The 18212-nt window shown below is 67.9% G+C and carries 14 protein-coding genes; 5 read left to right on the forward strand and 9 right to left on the reverse strand.

Features of this window, described 5'->3' with window-relative positions; all coding sequences use genetic code 11:
• Position 1: 1 nt before the first annotated feature.
• The 3 genes from C8K36_RS16575 to C8K36_RS16585 all read right to left on the reverse strand — a co-directional run bounded on the left by C8K36_RS16575 (position 2) and on the right by C8K36_RS16585 (position 7467).
• Complete coding sequence (locus C8K36_RS16575; protein WP_107985620.1) at positions 2–1465, reverse strand: glutamate synthase subunit beta; 1464 nt, start codon at positions 1463–1465, stop codon at positions 2–4.
• Complete coding sequence (gene gltB / locus C8K36_RS16580; protein WP_107985621.1) at positions 1458–6074, reverse strand: glutamate synthase large subunit; 4617 nt, start codon at positions 6072–6074, stop codon at positions 1458–1460. Before gltB ends, C8K36_RS16575 begins: the two co-directional genes overlap by 8 nt.
• Positions 6075–6510: 436 nt before the next feature.
• Positions 6511–7467: a beta-propeller fold lactonase family protein gene (locus tag C8K36_RS16585; RefSeq protein ID WP_107985786.1), complete on the reverse strand. Its 957-nt coding sequence runs from the start codon at positions 7465–7467 to the stop codon at positions 6511–6513.
• Positions 7468–7669: 202 nt separating this feature from the next.
• Here C8K36_RS16585 and C8K36_RS16590 point away from each other — a divergent pair, with 202 nt between their 5' ends.
• Entirely contained in the window at positions 7670–8689 is a 1020-nt protein-coding gene (locus C8K36_RS16590) for an FAD-dependent oxidoreductase (protein WP_107985622.1), read from the forward strand.
• A gap of 163 nt (positions 8690–8852) precedes the next feature.
• Here C8K36_RS16590 and C8K36_RS16595 read toward each other — a convergent pair whose 3' ends face one another.
• On the reverse strand, positions 8853–10319 hold the full coding sequence (locus C8K36_RS16595; RefSeq protein WP_181319606.1) for an MFS transporter: 1467 nt from the start codon (positions 10317–10319) through the stop codon (positions 8853–8855).
• A gap of 156 nt (positions 10320–10475) precedes the next feature.
• Between C8K36_RS16595 and C8K36_RS16600 the strand changes: the two genes are divergently transcribed.
• Positions 10476–10931 (forward strand): MarR family winged helix-turn-helix transcriptional regulator, encoded by a 456-nt coding sequence (locus C8K36_RS16600; RefSeq protein ID WP_107985624.1) that lies wholly within the window; start codon positions 10476–10478, stop codon positions 10929–10931.
• A gap of 61 nt (positions 10932–10992) precedes the next feature.
• Here C8K36_RS16600 and tatA read toward each other — a convergent pair whose 3' ends face one another.
• From tatA to C8K36_RS16615, 3 genes are read right to left on the reverse strand one after another with little or no spacing between them, the layout of a single operon-like run.
• Complete coding sequence (gene tatA, locus C8K36_RS16605) at positions 10993–11193, reverse strand: Sec-independent protein translocase subunit TatA (RefSeq protein WP_107985625.1); 201 nt, start codon at positions 11191–11193, stop codon at positions 10993–10995.
• The gene (locus C8K36_RS16610; protein ID WP_107985626.1) at positions 11193–11867 is read right to left on the reverse strand and encodes a Rid family hydrolase; all 675 of its coding nucleotides are present in this window, start codon (positions 11865–11867) and stop codon (positions 11193–11195) included. Before C8K36_RS16610 ends, tatA begins: the two co-directional genes overlap by 1 nt.
• 29 nt (positions 11868–11896) lie before the next feature.
• Complete coding sequence (locus C8K36_RS16615) at positions 11897–13474, reverse strand: flavin monoamine oxidase family protein (RefSeq protein ID WP_107985627.1); 1578 nt, start codon at positions 13472–13474, stop codon at positions 11897–11899.
• A gap of 237 nt (positions 13475–13711) precedes the next feature.
• On the opposite strand from C8K36_RS16615, the gene C8K36_RS16620 reads away from it, so the two are divergent.
• The 3 genes from C8K36_RS16620 (at position 13712) to C8K36_RS16630 (ending at position 16555) form a co-directional block, all read left to right on the forward strand.
• Positions 13712–15199, forward strand: coding sequence for an APC family permease (locus C8K36_RS16620; RefSeq protein ID WP_107985628.1), 1488 nt, complete (start codon positions 13712–13714; stop codon positions 15197–15199).
• A complete protein-coding gene (locus C8K36_RS16625; protein WP_107985629.1) occupies positions 15199–15951 on the forward strand; it encodes an IclR family transcriptional regulator in 753 nt (250 codons plus the stop codon). The genes C8K36_RS16620 and C8K36_RS16625 overlap by 1 nt, the downstream gene beginning before the upstream one ends.
• A 91-nt stretch (positions 15952–16042) precedes the next feature.
• Positions 16043–16555: a hypothetical protein gene (locus tag C8K36_RS16630; RefSeq protein ID WP_107985630.1), complete on the forward strand. Its 513-nt coding sequence runs from the start codon at positions 16043–16045 to the stop codon at positions 16553–16555.
• Here the strand turns inward: C8K36_RS16630 and C8K36_RS16635 are convergent.
• Both C8K36_RS16635 and C8K36_RS16640 read right to left on the reverse strand, forming a co-directional pair.
• Positions 16552–17826 (reverse strand): RNA polymerase sigma factor, encoded by a 1275-nt coding sequence (locus tag C8K36_RS16635; RefSeq protein ID WP_107985631.1) that lies wholly within the window; start codon positions 17824–17826, stop codon positions 16552–16554. The two genes, C8K36_RS16630 and C8K36_RS16635, sit on opposite strands and share 4 nt — an antisense overlap.
• The gene (locus C8K36_RS16640) at positions 17826–18194 is read right to left on the reverse strand and encodes a YciI family protein (protein WP_107985632.1); all 369 of its coding nucleotides are present in this window, start codon (positions 18192–18194) and stop codon (positions 17826–17828) included. Before C8K36_RS16640 ends, C8K36_RS16635 begins: the two co-directional genes overlap by 1 nt.
• Positions 18195–18212: the final 18 nt, after the last annotated feature.

Raw genomic sequence — 18212 nt, forward strand, 5'->3', positions numbered from 1 at the left:
CTCAGCGCTGTGGCGCGGTGGTGGTGCTGATCGGCGTCGGCAGTGCGGTCGAGCCCTCGAGGAACGAGTCGACGGCGGCCGCACAGGAACGGCCCTCCGCGATGGCCCACACGATGAGCGACTGGCCGCGGCCCATGTCGCCGGCCACGAATACGCCGTCGACGTTGGTGGCCCACTCCGACGAGCGGGCGACGTTGCCGCGTTCGTTGAGATCGACACCCAGGTCGGTGAGCAGACCCGGCTTCTCGGGTCCGACGAAGCCCATCGCGAGGAACACGATGTCGGCCTCGAGCTCGAAGTCCGAGCCCTCGACCTTCTCGAAGCGGCCGCCCACCATCGCGACCTCGTGCGCCTTGAGAGCAGCGACGACCTGCCGGCCATTCTCCTCGCGCCCGACGAACTCCTCGGTGTTGACCGAGAACACGCGCTCGCCACCCTCCTCGTGGGCGGACGACACGCGGTACATCAGCGGGTACGTCGGCCACGGGGTCTGCTCGGCGCGCTGCTCCGGCGGACGCGGCATGATCTCGAACTGATGCACGCTCTCGGCGCCCTGGCGGTGGCTGGTGCCGAGGCAGTCGGCACCGGTGTCGCCGCCGCCGATGATGACGACCTTCTTGCCCGCCGCCGTGATGGTCGGCTCGGCCATATCGCCCAGCTGCACGCGGTTCGCGATCGGCAGGAACTCCATCGCCTGATGGATTCCGTCGAGCTCGCGGCCCGGAATCGCCAGGTCGCGCGCCTCGGTGGCACCGCCCGCGAGGACGACCGCGTCGAACTGCTCGCGCAGCTGCTCGGCGGTGATGTCGACACCGACGTTGACGCCGGTGCGGAACACCGTGCCCTCGGCCTCCATCTGCGCCAGACGACGGTCGATGTGGCGCTTCTCCATCTTGAACTCGGGGATGCCGTAGCGCAGCAGGCCGCCGATGCGGTCGTCGCGCTCGAACACCGTCACCGAGTGGCCGGCACGCGTGAGCTGCTGTGCGGCAGCCAGACCCGCGGGGCCGGAGCCGACGATCGCAATCTTCTTGCCGGTGATGTGCGACGCGCGCACCGGCTGGACCCAACCCTCGTCGAAGGCGCGATCGATGATCTCGACCTCGACCTGCTTGATGGTCACCGCGTCCTGGTTGATGCCGAGCACGCACGACGCCTCACACGGCGCCGGGCACAGCCGGCCGGTGAACTCCGGGAAGTTGTTGGTCGCGTGCAGCCGGTCGATGCCCTCGCGCCACCGATCCTTGTGGATCAGGTCGTTCCACTCGGGAATCAAGTTCCCGAGCGGGCAGCCGTTGTGGCAGAACGGGATACCGCAGTCCATGCACCGGCTGGCCTGGGCCTTGAGGGTTTCGGGCTTGAAGTCCTCGTAGACCTCTTTCCAGTCCATCAGGCGCAGCGGCACCGGACGGCGGATGGGCAGCTCGCGCGACGTGTGCTTCAGGAAGCCGTTCGGATCACCCACGAGCTGCCTCCATGATTGCGTCGTCCACGTTCGTTCCGTTCTTCTTCGCGGTCTCGATAGCGACGAGGACCTTCTTGTAGTCGCGCGGCATGACCTTCGCGAAATGTGCCTTCTGGTGCGACCAGTCGGCGAGGATCCGAGCCGCAACCTCGGATCCGGTCTCGTCACGGTGACGCTCGATGGCGCCGTGCAGCCACCCGAGATCCTCGACGCTGAGGTCCTCGAGATCGACCAACTCGGTGTTGAGGTTGGTCCCGAAATCACGGTCCGGATTGAAGATGTACGCGACACCACCGGACATGCCGGCGCCGAAGTTGCGTCCGGTCTTGCCGAGGATGACCACCTTGCCGCCGGTCATGTACTCGCACGCGTGGTCGCCCACACCTTCGACGACAGCGGTGGCGCCGGAGTTGCGGACTGCGAAACGCTCGCCGACGATGCCGCGGAGGAGAGCCTCACCCGTGGTGGCACCGAACAGGATCACGTTGCCGCCGATGATGTTGTCCTCGGGTACGAAGCCCGCGGACGTCTTCAACGGCGGGCGGACGACGATGCGTCCACCGGACAGGCCCTTGCCGACGAAGTCGTTGGCGTCGCCGTGCAGTCGAAGCGTCATGCCCTTGGGCACGAACGCGCCGAAGCTGTTTCCGGCCGAACCCGTGAAGGTGATGTCGATCGTGTTGTCCGCCAGGCCTTCGGCACCGTAGGTCTTGGTCACCTCGTGGCCGAGCATGGTGCCGACCGTCCGGTTGACGTTGGTGATCTCCGACGCGAATGCGACGGCCTCACCCTTGTCGAGCGCCGGACGTGCCTGCTCGATCAACTGCTGGTCGAGTGCCTTCTCCAGGCCGTGCTCCTGCGTTCCCGAGCAGTACAGGTCCTGGTCCACGAACGTGGACTCGACCTTGTGCAGGATCGGCGACAGGTCCAGCTTGGACGCCTTCCAGTGCTCGAGTGCCGCGGTGGTATCGAGTGCCTCGACCTGGCCGACCGCCTCCTGCAGGGTGCGGAAGCCCAGCTCGGCGAGCAGCTCGCGCACCTCTTCGGCGATGAACATGAAGAAGTTCTCGACGAACTCGGGCTTGCCTGCGAAACGCTTGCGCAGCACCGGGTTCTGCGTCGCGACACCCACCGGGCAGGTGTCGAGGTGGCACACGCGCATCATGATGCAGCCCGAGACCACCAGCGGCGCGGTTGCGAAACCGAACTCCTCGCCGCCGAGCAGCGTCGCGATGACGACGTCGCGGCCGGTCTTCATCTGACCGTCGACCTGGACCACGATGCGGTCACGCAGACCGTTGAGCAGCAGCGTCTGCTGAGTCTCGGCCAGGCCGAGCTCCCACGGAGCGCCCGCGTGCTTGAGCGACGTCAGAGGCGACGCGCCCGTGCCACCGTCGTGACCCGAGATCAGGACGACGTCGGCGTGCGCCTTCGAGACACCCGCGGCGACGGTGCCGACACCGATCTCCGAGACCAACTTCACGTGAATCCGCGCCTGCGGGTTCGCGTTCTTCAGGTCGTGGATCAGCTGGGCCAGATCCTCGATCGAGTAGATGTCGTGGTGCGGCGGCGGCGAGATGAGGCCGACGCCGGGGGTGGAGCCACGCACCTCGGCAACCCACGGGTACACCTTGTGCGGCGGCAGCTGGCCACCCTCACCGGGCTTGGCACCCTGCGCCATCTTGATCTGGATGTCGGTGCAGTTGCTCAGGTAGTGCGACGTGACACCGAAGCGACCCGACGCGACCTGCTTGATCGCCGACCGACGCCAGTCGCCGTTCTCGTCCGGGGTGAAACGCGACGGATGCTCTCCGCCCTCACCGGAATTCGAGCGGCCGCCGAGACGGTTCATCGCGATCGCGAGGGTCTCGTGCGCCTCGGCCGAGATCGAGCCGTAGCTCATCGCGCCGGTCGAGAACCGCTTGACGATCGACTCCGCCGACTCCACCTCGTCGATCGAGATGGGCTCGCGCAGTCCGGTCTTGAACTTGAACAGGCCACGCAGCGACGCCAGTCGCTCCGACTGATCGTCGACGAGCTTGGTGTACTCCTTGAAGACCTCGTACTGGCCGGTCTTGGTGGCGTGCTGCAGCTTGAACACCGTGTCCGGGTTGAACAGGTGGTACTCACCCTCACGACGCCACTGGTACTCGCCGCCCACCTCGAGCTCGCGGTGCGCTCGCAGCTCCGGACGATCCAGGTACGCATTGGCATGGCGCGCAGCGACATCCGCTGCGATCTCGTCCAGGCCGATGCCGTCCAGGTTGGAGTGCAGACCGGTGAAGTACTCGTCGACGAGCTCCTGCGACAGGCCGATCACCTGGAACAGCTGAGCACCGGTGTACGACGCGAGCGTCGAGATGCCCATCTTCGACATCACCTTCAGCACGCCCTTGCCGGCGCCCTTGATGTAATTCGCGACGGCCGTGTCGAGGGTCATCCCCGGCAGCTGGTTGCTCTGCAGCAGCTCGTCGATGGTCTCGAACGCCATGTACGGGTTGACGGCCGCGGCACCGCAGCCGAGCAGCGCCGCCATGTGGTGGACCTCGCGGGCGTCGCCGGACTCGACGATGAGACCGACCTTGGTGCGGGTCTTCTCGCGCACCAGGTGCTGGTGCACCGCAGAGGTGAGCAGCAGCGACGGGATCGGCGCGTACTTCTCGTTGGACTCGCGGTCCGACAGCACGATGATGCGGGCACCGCCGGCGATGGCCTCGGAAACCTTGTCGCGCACCGTGTCCAGGGCCTTGCGCAGACCCTTTCCGCCCTGCGCGACCGGGTACACGCCGCGGACGACGACACTCCGGAAGTGCGGGAACGTGGCGTTGTCGTTGAGGTGGATCAGCTTCGACAGGTCGTCGTTGTGCAGGATCGGCGACGGCAGCGCGATCTGGCGGCACGACGCGGCCGACGGGTTCAGCAGATCGGACTCGGGTCCGATGGTGCCGCCGAGGCTCGTGACGATCTCCTCGCGGATCGCGTCGAGCGGCGGGTTGGTCACCTGCGCGAACAGCTGCTGGAAGTAGTCGAACAGCATCCGCGGGCGGGCCGACAGCACTGCGATCGGAGTGTCGGTGCCCATCGAACCGAGCGCCTCACCACCGGTGAGCGCCATCGGCTTGACGAGGAGGTTCACCTCTTCGTTGGTGTACCCGAAGATCTGCTGGCGCAGCACGACCCGGTCGTGGGTCATGTACGTGTACTTGCTCTCCGGCAGGTCACCGATCTGGACGAGACCCTCGTCGATCCACTGCTGGTACGGGTGCTCTGCGGCGAGCTCCGACTTGATCTCGTCGTCCGAGATGATGCGGCCCTGCGCGGTGTCGACCAGGAACATGCGGCCCGGCTGCAGGCGCATCTTGCGCACGATCTTCTCCGGAGCGATGTCCAGGACACCGACCTCGGACGCCATGACGACGAGGCCGTCGTCGGTGACCCACACGCGCGACGGACGCAGGCCGTTGCGGTCGAGCACGGCGCCGACGACGGTTCCGTCGGTGAAGCACACCGACGCCGGGCCGTCCCACGGCTCCATGAGCGCCGAGTGGTACTGGTAGAACGCCTTGCGGGCCGGGTCCATGCTCTCGTGACGCTCCCAGGCTTCCGGGATCATCATCAGCACGGCGTGCGGCAGGCTGCGGCCACCGAGGTGCAGCAGCTCGAGCACCTCGTCGAAGCGGGCCGTGTCCGACGCGCCGGGGGTGCAGATCGGGAAGATCTTGTCGAGCGCGCTGCGCTGGTCCTTGCCGGGCCCAGCCTCCCCTGACGCGAACACGTCGGACTTGATGAGCGCCTCGCGGGCCCGCATCCAGTTCTCGTTGCCGCTGACGGTGTTGATCTCACCGTTGTGCGCGACGCGGCGGAACGGATGCGCCAGCGGCCACGACGGGAACGTGTTGGTGGAGAAGCGCGAGTGCACCAGGCCCAGCGAGCTCTCGAGCCGGTCGTCCTGCAGGTCGAGGTAGAAACCCTTGAGCTGCGGGGTGGTCAGCATGCCCTTGTAGACGAACGTCTGGCCGGACAGGCTCGGGAAGTACACCGACTCGCGGCCGGGACCGTCCTCGCCGGCACCGCCGTCGCCGAGCTCGTGCTCGACGCGCTTGCGGATGACGTACGCGCGGCGCTCGAGATCCATGCCGGTGACGGCGTCACCGGCCGAACCGATGAACACCTGGCGGAACGTCGGCATCGCGGCCTGCGCCAGCGAACCGAGCGACGAATCGTCGGTGGGAACCGCACGCCAGCCGAGAACCGTCAGGCCCTCCTCGGCAACGATCTTCTCGACGCCCGCGGCAGCCTCCTCGGCGGCGGCATCGCCCTGCGGGAGGAATGCCATGCCGGTCGCGTACGCGCCCTCGGCGGGCAGCGCGAAATCGACGACGGCACGCAGGAAGCGGTCCGGGACCTGGAGCAGGATGCCGGCGCCGTCACCCGTGTTGGGCTCGGAGCCCGCGGCACCGCGGTGCTCGAGGTTGACGAGCGCGGTGATCGCCTTCTCGACGATGTCCCGACTGCGACGACCATGCATGTCGACGACGAACGCAACGCCGCACGCGTCGTGCTCGTTCGCCGGGTGGTAGAGCCCCTGGGGCCCGGGAAGATGCTTCATACCTACTGCCTTCGTATGCGTAAATGCACCGACGACCAGCAGCGCTGATGGTCATACAACTGCAGAGCATGTACCTGCACGACACTGTGCGGCACCGACCGAGAAGGGCTCCTCATTGAGCCTCGGCACGGGGACTGACCTTCGCCCCGGCGACGTTGCTCGGGGCAGTTCAGGTGGTTATGAGTCCACTGTGTTGAGAAAAGGTTAATTCACTCCCCGGGGAGAAGCGCAAGCAAGGATCCCCTCTCCACCCCGTGACCTGTGGTTTCACTCGCGTTTCCTGGGAAAATGCAGTGCACGTCACAGCTTAGGGCGAATGTTTCGTGCTCGACGGGGCGATGGATTGCAGCATCGACACGATCCTCCTACGCCGCCGCAGCGACCGGATGTCGCCGAGATGTCGAAAGCGGTTGCGTATCCAAGGACCTCTCAACGATCAGCCGACCCCGATCACCGACACCGAGTCGCTGTCGTAATTGGTGACGAAGACGCGCGAGCCGTCGGGTGAGGTCGCCACCTCGGACGGACTGTCCCCGACGGGGACGGTGGCCTCGACGGTGTTGGTGAGCGTCCCGATCACCGACACCGTGTCGTCGCCGTAGTTGGTGACGTACGCCCGAGTCCCGTCCGGGGTGATCGCCACCCCGAACGGATTGCGGCCGACCGGAACGGTAGTCACGACGGTATTGATCGCGGTCGCGATCACCGACACCACGCCGCCGTCCCACGCCGTCACCAGGACGCGGGTGCCGTCGGGCGTGATCGCCACCCCGAACGGTGCGTCGCCGACCGGCACCGTCGCAGCGACCGCGCCGGTGGCCGTGTCGATCACCGACACCGAGTCGCTGTCCTGGTTGGCGACGTAGAGCCGGGCGCCGTCCGGCGTGACCGCGACTTCCGAGGGAAGGCGCCCGACGCCGATGGTGCCGGTGACCACGTCCGTCGCCGTGTCGATCACCGACACGGTGCCTCCGTCGTAGTTACTGACATAGACCCGGGTTCCGTCCGGCGTGACCGCGACCCCTTCCGGACCCGCGCCCACCGGGATCGTGGCCGTGACGGCACCCGCCGCCGTGTCGAGCACCGACACCGAGTTGCTCTCGTAGTTGACGACATACGCCCGCGCCCCGCGCGGGGCGACCGCCACTCCCGTCGGGAACGTGCCGACGGGGATCGTGCCGGTCACCGCGGCGACCCCGGTGTCGATGACCGACACCGAGTCGTCGTACGAGTTCGTCACGTAGGCGCGGCCGTCACCGCCGATATCGATGCCGGTCGGACCGGTGCCGACCGAGATGGTGTCGGTGACGGAGTCGGCCAGCGCCGGCGGACCCGACGAGAAAGCCAGGCCTGCCACTGTCGCCAGCACGACCGCCGCTGTACGCGCAATCATGTGAGTTCCCTTCTCCAAGCGGACGAATCGCCGAAGTACGGCGTCCGTCTCCTCGCCGTTCGACTCCCGGGCCTTCACCTCGCTCACCGTCACGGGCGGCGGATCAGCATTCAATCCATTGGACGCCGTGCGCGCGGAACTGTAAACACCCAGCGAATCGTCGAACCCGGAAGCGTGACACCACCTCGGGTACCGTCCCCACATGGCTGGTTGCGCAGCGATCCTCGGGGGCGGCATCGGCGGACTCACGGTCGCCAACCACCTGATCCGGCACGGCTGGGACGTCACGGTCTTCGAGCGATCACCCGGACCGCCCACGACGGGAACGGCACTCGGCATGTGGCCCCAGGCGATGGCGGCGCTCGATGCCGCCGGCGTCGGCGACGGGGTCCGGCAACTCGGCACACTGCAGCGGCGCGCGGCGTTCCTGCGACCCGACGGATCGGTGATCGGACGGGTCGACAGCACGCGCCGGACCGCCTACCTGATCTCGCGGCCCGCACTGCTCGGCGTCCTGCTCGATGGAATGCCCGCCGACGTCGTGCGATTCGCCGAGCCCGCGCCCGACCTCGCGACCCTCGCCGAATTCGACGTCGTCGTCGCGGCCGACGGCACCCGCAGCGCCACCCGCGACTTCCTGTTCGGGGCGCGGTACCGGCCCACGTACGCCGGGATGACGGCCTGGCGGGGGTGGATTCCGGGCGAGGCCGCGTCGGTCACCGAGACGTGGGGTCCGGGTGGACTGTTCGGCATCACCCCGCGTGAGGGCGGCCTGGTGAACTGGTTCGCCGCGGTCCGCTCCCCCGCCGACTCCCCCGGCGGACTCGACTTCCTGCGTGCCCGCTTCGGCGACTGGCACCAGGACATCCGCAAGATCCTCGAACAGGTCGGCCCCGACGTCGTGCTGCACCATGACCTGTACGAGTCGCCGGCGCTGCCGTCATACGTGCGCGGGAACGTCGCGCTGATCGGCGACGCCGCCCACTCGATGGCCCCCAACCTGGGGCGCGGCGCGTGCGAGGCCATGGTCGACGCCGTCACGCTGGGCCGACTGCTCACCGAACGCGCCGTGCCCGACGCTCTGGGCCGCTACGACCGGGCCCGCCGGCGACCCACCCGGCGGCTCGTGCGGGCCTCCCACCTGGTCGGACGCGTCGCCACCGCGGAACGTTGGATCGGGCTCCGCGACAGTGTCGTCGGACTGGGTTCACGTTTCGCGTGAAACATGGGTCGGCTGCGGATCCGGGTGCGAAAATAGCTACTGGCCGCAGCGAATGAACAGCTGCGGCCAGTGCAGGACGAACATTAGCACCTGTTGAACGTTTGTCTCGCGGGGATCGGAACTTCTTGTCGGAGTGCCGGATCCCGTGAATCGAACGCCCTGGTCAGACCTTGGCGACCTCGGCGTCGCCCACCTCGACGACGGCGGGAGCGGGCTTGCGGCCGGGGATGGCCGCCGCGATCGCCGCCGCCACGAGGGCCACTCCGCAACCGATGAGCAGACCGGTACGGAAGCCGGCCTCGGTCGGGACCGTATGACCGCCGCCGATTTCGACGCTCATCTGCGCCAGCACCACACCGACCACCGCGGCCGCGAAGGACGTGCCGACCGAACGCATCAGCGTGTTGAAGCTGTTGGCGGAGCCCGTCGCCGACGGCGGCACCGCGCCCATGATGAGGGCGGGCATCGAGCCGTAGGCCAGGCCCACGCCGGCGTTGGAGATGCAGACCACGACGAGCAGACCCCAGGTCGACCCGAGGAGCAGCATCGACGAGCCGTAGCCGAGGGCGATGACCAGTGCACCGAGCACCAGCGTGACCTTGGGGCCGCGGGCGGCGGACAGCTTCGCGCCGAGCGGTGAGACGGCCATCATCACGAAGCCGCCGGGCAGCATCCACAGGCCCATCGCGAGCATCGACTGACCCAGGCCGTAGCCGGTGGACTCCGGCAGCTGCAGCAGCTGCGGAATGATCAGCGACTGCGCGTACATCGAGAAGCCGACCACGACGGAGGCGGCGTTGGTCAGCAGCACCTGCTTGCCGGCGGCCAGGCGCAGGTTCACCAGCGGATCGCGGGTGCGCAGCTCCCACCAGCCCCAGGCCAGCAGCACGATGACCGCGGCCGCGAACAGGCCGAGGATCGACGCGCTGCCCCAACCCCAGACGGCACCCTTCGACACCGCGAGCAGCAGGCTCACGAGTCCGACACCGAGACCGAGCGCACCGACGAAGTCGAATCGGCCCCCGGCCGCCATCGCGGGCGTCTCCGGGATGAGACGCCAGATCAGAACGCCGATGACGACGCTCAGCACCGCGCATCCCCAGAAGAGCACACGCCAGCTGGCGTTCTGGGTGACGGCCGCGGAGATCGGCAGACCGAGCGCACCGCCGATACCCAGGGTGGCGCTGATCAGGGCGATCGACGATCCGAGCTTGGCCGGCGGGACCAGCTCACGCAGGGCGCTGATGCCCAGCGGAACCATGCCCATGCCCAGGCCCTGGAGGCCGCGACCGATGACCATCGGGGCCAGCGAGTCGGCGAGCGCACACAGCACCGAACCGGCTGCGAGCGGGAATGCGCAGAACAGCAGCATCCGCCGCTTGCCGAGCAGGTCACCGAGCCGTCCGGTGACGGGCGTCGCCACCGCGCCCACGAGCAGCGTGATGGTGATGACCCACGACGCGTTGGACGCGGACGTGTCGAGAATGCGGGGCAGGTCGCCGATCAGCGGCACCACCAGGGTCTGCATGAGTGCCGCCACGATGCCGGCGACCGCCAGCACTGTGACGATGCCGCCCGAACGGGCGGTGGACGCGGAGCTGTCCACGGGACTCCCAACTTCTGGATTCATACGGATTTCGTTACTCAAACTAGTTGCAGCATACAACCAACTTGTATCATGCAATCAAGTTGTATCGCGCAAAATCCCAGGTAGGGTGATATGTCCGATTTCGCCGGGCACAATGGGAGGGCATCGAAGACCGATGCAGCTTGTGAGAGGACCGGCATGGAGAAGCCCACGCATCTGATCGACTTCGAGACCATGCTGCTCGGTCGACACGTGCACCACAACAGCCCGCGCCCCCGTCGCAGCGGCGGCCGTCTCGACAGCAGCGCCTACGTCCTGCTCAGCCGCATCGCCATCGAGGGGCCCCTGTCGATCGGGCAATTGAGCGACGCCCTCGGCCTCGACACCTCCACCCTGCACCGGCAGACCACCTCGATGCTCGGCGACGGACTCCTCGAACGCATCCCCGATCCCGACGGCGGAATGGCCCGCAAGTTTCGCATCACCGAGGAGGGCCAGGCACTCCTCGACGCGGAACGGTCGGGGAGCGTCGAGGCGCTCGACAAGCTGATGGAGGACTGGACACCCGAGGATGTCGCGGCCTTCGCCGCCTACCTCGAGCGGTTCAACACGGACATCGAGCGAATGAGCGGACGGCCCTGGCCGCGGCCGTGACGGCACAGACGTCGAAGGCCGCGCAACGCTCGTGCGTTGCGCGGCCTTCGCTCTCTCCGGTCTAGGCGGGCAGGTGTTTCACCGATTCGGGCTTCCCCAGTTCGGCGGACTGATCGTCGGCCTGCAACTCCCCCACCTCACTCTTGAGGATCCGCAGCGATCTCCCCAGGCCGCGGGCCGCGTCGGGCAGCTTCTTCGACCCGAACAGCACCAGCATCACCACGGCCACGATCGCCCAGTGCCCCGGGCTCAGCGCGCCCATCAGGACGGCTGCTTACCGTCGGGGTAGACCGCGTCCACCTCGACCTCCACCAACCAGCCTGCGACCGGGAGGCTTCCGACCTCGAGCGCGAAACGGCTGGGGCGGGCGCTGTTCCGTTCGATCGGGGCCGCCGGCGCGGCCGTGCCCATCGGCACCAGTTCGGTGTCGCCGGTGTCGAGGTTGGTGTTGGCGAAGAACTGTCGGTAGGCGCGGTTCCATCCCGCGTAGTCGGCGCGCTCCGTGCCGGGAGCGTTGTCCAGGAACACGCGCATCGTCACCACGTCCTCCAGCGTCAGCCCCTGGGCCTCGAGGTTGTCGCGAATCTTCTTGAGTACGCCGATGCCCTGTGCCTCGGTGACCGTCACCCCGGGCGGCAACACTCCACCACTGAACTGGCTGTCGATGTACGACTCCGGGGTGCCCTCCGGGGCCGCCTTGTTGGACGCCGACGGTCCGAGCCCGCTGGTCTTGTAGACGGCCGTGCCGCCCCCGATCGCGACACCCTGCGCGATCATCGGATTCGACTCACCCGCTTCGATGACGGACTTCGAGACGAAGGTGCTCTCCGGTGCGGGCGCGGCCTCGGCGGTGTCGGACGAGCAGGACGTGGCGGTCAGGATCAGCGCAGAACCGGCGAGAACTGCGGCGAACGTCTTGCGCGGAACGGATTTCATGGTGGCTCCTCGGCTAATGATGAACGGGCTCAAGCGGCTTGGGCGACGCGCTGGTGAATGTTGGTGACGACGTCGCGAGCGGACGTGAAGGCGCCGTGCTGCCAGGCGATCGCGTTGGACAGGTGGTCGCCCGCGAAGTAGACGCGGTCGACAGGTTCGAGCAGCTTCGTGTACTCGGGGGTCGCCATGCCGCCGTGCGAATCGCCGGACCCCGCCCACGACGCCCACGCGGACTCCGAGTACTTGGTGCGCCGCCACGAACCCGAGAAGGACGACGAGATGTCGCGGGTGTACTTGTCGCCGTGGATCTCCGAGCCCTCGGCGAGTGCCTTCGCGAGCCGCTGCCGGTGCGTGAGCGACTCGAAGCCGAGCTGACGACGGCCCGAGCTGTAATAGGCCACCACCACGCCGCGATCGGCGTTGTAGTGGTCGTACGGGAACATGATCTGCGAGATGTCGCGGTCCGTGTTGGACGCGCCGCCGTAGATGCGATCCTCGATCTCCCACCAGCGACGCGAGTACTCGATACCGAGCTTGCCGGACGACGACGGCTTCGCTGCCCGCAGTGCGGTGATGACGTCCGACGGCAGGTTGTTGTCGAGTCGCTCGATCAGGTGTGGCGGGATGGTGCAGATCGCGTAGTCCGCGGTGACGGACTTGTGCCGGCCGCCGACGCGGTAGTCGACCGTCACGCCGTCCGAGGTGTTCTTCATCGCGGTGACCTCGGCGCCGTAGACGAGGCTGTCGCCGATCTCCTCGGCGAAGCGGTAGTAGATGCGGTCCATGCCGCCCACCGGGGTGAGCATCGTCACCGCCTGGTCGTATTCGTAGTCGAACGCAAAGTTGCGGCCGATACCGCTCTGGATGACGTCCTTCATGGCGAACGGCGGCTTCTGCGCGCCGAAGTTCAGGCCGGCGCCGGGCTCGGTGTCGTAGCCGCGGCGCGGCGAGCCGACGTAGCGGCCGTCGTCGGACAGATCACCGAAGCTGCTGAGGAATTCGGAGAGCTTGTCCTTGTCGTCCTTGGTGAGCACGTCGTCGAGCGCGCCCTGGTTGGTGGCCTTCTGCAGCAGTTCGGAGACGTAGCCGAACGTGTCGGCCTTGGCGGCACGGTAGGTGACCGACTGACCGGCGAGCGGCTGGCTGCCGGTGTAGTTGACCATCGTGTTCGCGTTCTGGTTGCCGAACACCTGCAGTTCCACGCCCAGTTCGCGGCAGTAGTCGAGGGTCACATGGCCCTGCGGGATGCGGGTTCCGCCGAGGTTGTAGTAGTGCCCCTCGGAGAAGGTGCACTTCTGTGTCTCGCCGTTGAGGTCCGTCTCCTCGGTGCCCGCCCGCACCGACCAGATGCGGCCACCGGGACGATTGCGGGCCTCGAGCACGGTGACCTTGTAGCCGGCCTTGCGCATCTCGTACGCCGCGCACAGCCCCGCCGGTCCGCCGCCGAGGATCACCACCGAGTGATCGCCCTTGACCGAGCCGATGAAATCACCGGCCGACAGCGACTGGAAGCGCTTGGGGACCCCGGCGGTGGCCGGAGCCATCCCGATCGAGGACATCGCCCCGTAGGCCAGGCCCGCGCCACCCGTGACGCCGAGTGCCTGCATGAAAGTTCTACGTGTGAATGCCATTTCACGCTCCCAAATGTCCGCCCGGCGACCCGGGTGATCCGTTGGAACAGATCCTGGAGGTCGCTCGGGTCGGGAAGTTGTCGACGGTGAAACGGTTCTGCGGGACCGACTGAGAAATCCGCGGTCCGGGGGCTGCGCAGTCTCAGTCGGAAGCGATCACTGGAAGCACACAGGCAATATCGTTGTTACACAGCCGGACTAGCGTCACGCGCTATGTCCGCCCTCACCGACGCGATCGCGCGCTCGTTCGCGACACGCGAACCCGAGCGTCCCGCGCTGTCGCCGATGCGGGCACTCGGCCGTCGCCGGCTGTCGGGGATCGAGGTGCTGGCCCAGTCGGTCGCCACCACCGCGCCGGCGGTGTCCATGGTGGTACTGCCCGTCACCATGCTCACCCACGACCGCCTGCTCGGCGGGATGGTGACGATCCTGGTCGCGACGATCGCGGTCACCCTCATCGCATTCTGCGTCTCGCAGTTCACCCGACGCATGGCCGCGGCAGGCGGCCTGCACAGCTTCGCCTTCCGCGGATCGGGGACGCGAGCAGCCCTGACCGTTGCCGTCGCGATGCTGGTCAAGTACGTCGGCAGCGCGGTCATGACGCTCTACCACGGTGGCCAGGCCGTGATCGCACTGTGCGGTCTCGCCGGCTTCTCTCCGCCCGTCCTTCCTGTGTATCTCGCACTCGGGGTGGGCATCCTGAGCTGCCTTCTCCGCAGTGTGCGGTTCGCGGCGTTGACGATCCTGACAATCGAGGTGAGCTCGCTCGTCTTCATCGTCGGCCTGATGGCGTTCGGCGACAGTGCGTCCCAGACGGCCCTCGTTCCGCCCTCGTCGGGTCACGGCACACTGGCCCTCGCCCTCGCGGCCCTGTTCGCACTCGCCGGCTTCGAGAGCGCCGTGTTCTTCGGTCCCGAGGCGCAGCGCCCGCTCGTGACCGTGACCCGCACGGTGCTGTTCACGCCGATGATCTGCGGATCACTGTTCGTGTTCGCCGGATGGGCGGCGTGGAGCGGACGCAGCGACACCCTCGTCAACGCCTACCTGCACGGCACGTCGACCGGGGTCAGTCCGGCCGTCGTGGTCGCGCTCAACGTCGGACTCTGCTGCTCGTGGCTGGCATCCGCGATGGCGTCGTCGAATGCCGCTTCCCGCCTGGTGTATTCACTCGGCATCGAACGCGCGCTGCCGCGCTGGTGCGCCCGGGTGCACCGGTCGTTCCGGACCCCGTTCGCGGCGCTGACCGCCGTCGTCGGCCTGGTCGTGCTCGGTGCGGGGGCGTTCGCGATCCTCGGCACCGGCGTCGTGTTCGGCGACCTTCGTCTGGTCGTGCGCGGCGCCGTGATCGTCGCGTACGTCATCGTCGCGATCGCGTCCGTGCGGTTCCTCACCCGCATCGGCGAACAGACTCCCGGCGTCCGCGCGGCCAGCACCCTCGGCAGCGTCGCCGGTGTCACCGTCCTCGGATACCTGCTGTACGTCAACGTGATCGACGTGTCGTATGTCGTGCCGATCGCGGTCGCCGCGGTGCTGTCCTCCGGCCTGCTGTGGCGGGCACGGCTGCGCCGACGCCGCCCGGACGCGCTGCTGCGCATGGGTGCCTTCGACAGTGCCGAGTCCGCGGACGTGCTGCCCGGGGCGGGTGTGTTCGGCGCCGACGCGACCGGACAGACGATCCTGGTCGGCCGGGGCCCCCGCTGATGGCGGGTGCCCGGGATCTCGGCGGCAACGAACCACGTGCCGTCCAGCGTGCGCTGGCACTGCTCGAGGCTGCCGCGCAGTTGGGGTCCGGCGCATCCGCGAAGGACATCGCCGCGCTGGCCGGGATCCCCCCGGCCACCGCCTACCGTCTGCTGAACCTGCTCGTCGCCGACGGTTATCTCGTCCGGGTCGCCGACCTGTCGGGTTTCACCCTCGGCCGGCGTACCCGCGAACTGGCGGGCGCCGCGGACCGACCCGACGACGTCGGCGTCGTCCTCGAAGAACTCCGCTCGCAGGTCCGGTACGGGGTGTACCTGGCGTCGTATGCCGACGGCCGGGTCCGTCTCGTCGATCGCGACCCCGATCACGAACTCACCGGCGAACGCACCCTGCTGACCGCGCCGCACGCGTCGGCGATCGGGAAGGTACTGCTGGCGTCGCGTCCGGACCGGCTCGACCGGTCCGAGACACCGCTGCGTCGGGTCACCGCCCGCACCATCACCGACCCGGACCGACTGGAACTCGAGCTGTCGCTGATCCGGCGCGGCGAACCCGCGCGGGAGGTCGACGAGATCCGCGTCGGTCGCTCCGCGGTGGCAGTCCCCGTCCACGACAGCCGGCGGGCCGTTGTCGGCAGCCTCGCCGCGATCGGCCCCACCGGGCGACTCTCGGTCGACGACGTCGGCCTGGTCAACCTGCTGCGCGAATATGCCGGGCGGGTTGTTCCTAGCGGTATCCAGACCTCGGCCTGAGCGTCCGGTCCACGCAGCATCGGACGGAACCCCGCACGAACAGCGAAGGAATGGAACACCACGCCGATCAGGCGCCGCTAGCGTGATGCCCATGGAAGCACTCGGTGAAGCGCTCGCCCGCTTGCGCTCGGCGGGATGGACGTTCGAGCCTGGTTCGCCGAATCCGCGGACGGTCCCTGCGGCACTGAGGTCCGTTCCGCCAGGCCACGTGGCCTTCGCTTCGTCGTTCTCCCGACTGTCGAGTCCGGACGATGCAACGTGGTTCCTCGCGCTCGACGACTATGTGAGTTCGTCGCCTGACGCCTTCGCCTGGAACGAGTTCGAGACGATGAGCCGGGATGCGGCAGCGAGCATCGAGGACGAGGCCGCCGTCGCGGCGTTCTGGGATCGGCACTGCCCGATACTGCTGTCGGTCCGCGACCACTACGAGTATCTGGCGGTCCGCGTCGACGGCACGATCGTGCACGGCGAGGAACCCGAGTTCGAGAACACCACCGATACCGCCATCGATCTCGACAGCCTGCTTCGAAGCATCGCCGACCGACCCGACCCGGGCGTCGGGCTTGTCGAGGCGCTGCTGTTCGGGCGCGCTCCCGGTTCCTAGGGCGTCTCTTCTCCTGCGCGACGCAGAAGGTAGCGCCGCTCGATGTCGTTGTCGGTGAGTTCTGCTGCTGCACGGAACTGTTCACGAGCCGGAGCCTGGTGGCCGAGCTGTTCCAGCAAGTGCGCGCGGACAGCCCGGGCTCGCTGTGCGACGAGCGGATCGTCCGTGATCCGATGGTGGTGATCGAACTCGTCGAGCAGGGCGATGCCACGGCGCGGACCGAAGGCGTGTGCGACGGCGACGACCCGGCTCAGTCGAACGGGCGCGGTGGGCTGCAGTCGCTCGAGCCACAAATAGAGTGCGGCGATCTGTGGCCAGTCCGTGTCGGCGGCTGTCGTCGCCTGCGTGTGAGTTGCCGCGACCGCCGCCTGCAGCTGGTACGGACCCACACGCGCACGTGCCCAGGCCTTTTCGATCAGATGCTGCCCCTCCTCGATCAGCCGCACGTCCCACTGGGTCCGGTCCTGATCGGTGAGAGGGACTAGTTCCTCGTCGGCACCGGTGCGGGCGGCCCGACGCGCCTCGGTCAGGAGCATGAGCGCGAGGAGACCGGACGTCTCGGGATCGTCCGGAAGAAGATCGCACAGCATTCGCGTCAGCCTTATCGCCTCGGCAGTGAGGTCGGTTCGGGTGAGGGCGTCACCGGCAGTGGCGGTGTAGCCCTCGTTGAAGACGAGGTAGAGCACACGCATGACTGCTGCGATGCGCTGTGCGACGCCCGCGTCGTCGCGGATTTCGAAGCGGGCCCCCGCCTTCTTCAATGTCTGCTTGGCTCGGCTGATTCGGGTGCCCATCGTGGCTTCGGTGGTGCCGTAGGCGTGCGCGACCTCGCTGGTGCTCAGGCCCCCGACCGCGCGGAGCGTCAGTGCCACCTGGGAGATCTCACTCAGTGCCGGATGGCAGCACAGCAACAGGAGGTGCAGGCTGTCGTCGCGATCCCGAACGGCGGGCCCGGGCCGCGCGGGATCTACGAGGACAGCGTCGCTGTGCGCAGCCTCCTCCTCGCGGCGCCGGGACGCCTGCTCGGAACGGATGAGGTCGATCATCTTCCGGTAGCCCACGCGGATCAGCCAACTGCGCGGCTCCTCGGGCATGGTGTCCGCACGCCAGTCGCGGCCGGCGACGAGGAGCGCTTCCTGCGTGGCGTCCTCGGCGAGCTCGAATCTCCCGAAGCGTCGGACCAACGCGCCGAGCACATGCGGGGCCTCGGTGCGCAGCACGTGCTCGATGCGTCGGAGTTCTGCCCTCCGCCCGGCGTCGGACGTCGCCATCAGGCGAAGTCGTCGCCCATGATCGGCCGGATCTCCATCGGCTCGCCGAGAACGTCGACCATCCTGGCGACGATGTCACGCGCACGTTCGAGGCTCGAACACTCGATGATCGCGAAGCTTGCGAGTACTTCCTTCAATTCGGCGAAGGGACCGTCAGTGGCGACGATCCCGGCGTCGGTCTTCCGGACGGTTGTGGAGACCGCCGGATGGCCCAGGCCTTCACTCAGGACGAACTCGCCTGATTCACGAAGCTCGGCCTCGAACTTCTGGTAGGCGGCGAAGGCGGCCAGTGCGTCGTCCCCGGGGACGTCCGCGGTCTCGGCATCCCAGGAATCAGCGGGAGTGTAGCTCAGCAACAGGAACTGCATGACTCTCCTCGGGAGCTC

The sequence above is a fragment of the Rhodococcus sp. OK519 genome, assembly GCF_003051005.1.
In the GTDB taxonomy this organism is placed as follows: Bacteria; Actinomycetota; Actinomycetes; order Mycobacteriales; family Mycobacteriaceae; genus Prescottella.

Excerpts from the sequence above, each read along its gene's own strand:
- C8K36_RS16615 (WP_107985627.1), bottom strand. The coding sequence starts at position 13,474 with ATGCAGGCACTCGGCGTCACGGGTGGCGCGGGCCTGGCCTACGGGGCG.
- C8K36_RS16590 (WP_107985622.1), top strand. The coding sequence starts at position 7,670 with ATGGCTGGTTGCGCAGCGATCCTCGGGGGCGGCATCGGCGGACTCACG.
- C8K36_RS16610 (WP_107985626.1), bottom strand. The coding sequence starts at position 11,867 with ATGAAATCCGTTCCGCGCAAGACGTTCGCCGCAGTTCTCGCCGGTTCT.
- C8K36_RS16585 (WP_107985786.1), bottom strand. The coding sequence starts at position 7,467 with ATGATTGCGCGTACAGCGGCGGTCGTGCTGGCGACAGTGGCAGGCCTG.
- tatA (WP_107985625.1), bottom strand. The coding sequence starts at position 11,193 with ATGGGCGCGCTGAGCCCGGGGCACTGGGCGATCGTGGCCGTGGTGATG.
- C8K36_RS16625 (WP_107985629.1), top strand. The coding sequence starts at position 15,199 with ATGGCGGGTGCCCGGGATCTCGGCGGCAACGAACCACGTGCCGTCCAG.
- C8K36_RS16620 (WP_107985628.1), top strand. The coding sequence starts at position 13,712 with ATGTCCGCCCTCACCGACGCGATCGCGCGCTCGTTCGCGACACGCGAA.
- C8K36_RS16630 (WP_107985630.1), top strand. The coding sequence starts at position 16,043 with ATGGAAGCACTCGGTGAAGCGCTCGCCCGCTTGCGCTCGGCGGGATGG.
- C8K36_RS16595 (WP_181319606.1), bottom strand. The coding sequence starts at position 10,319 with ATGAATCCAGAAGTTGGGAGTCCCGTGGACAGCTCCGCGTCCACCGCC.
- C8K36_RS16635 (WP_107985631.1), bottom strand. The coding sequence starts at position 17,826 with ATGGCGACGTCCGACGCCGGGCGGAGGGCAGAACTCCGACGCATCGAG.
- gltB (WP_107985621.1), bottom strand. The coding sequence starts at position 6,074 with ATGAAGCATCTTCCCGGGCCCCAGGGGCTCTACCACCCGGCGAACGAG.
- C8K36_RS16640 (WP_107985632.1), bottom strand. The coding sequence starts at position 18,194 with ATGCAGTTCCTGTTGCTGAGCTACACTCCCGCTGATTCCTGGGATGCC.
- C8K36_RS16600 (WP_107985624.1), top strand. The coding sequence starts at position 10,476 with ATGGAGAAGCCCACGCATCTGATCGACTTCGAGACCATGCTGCTCGGT.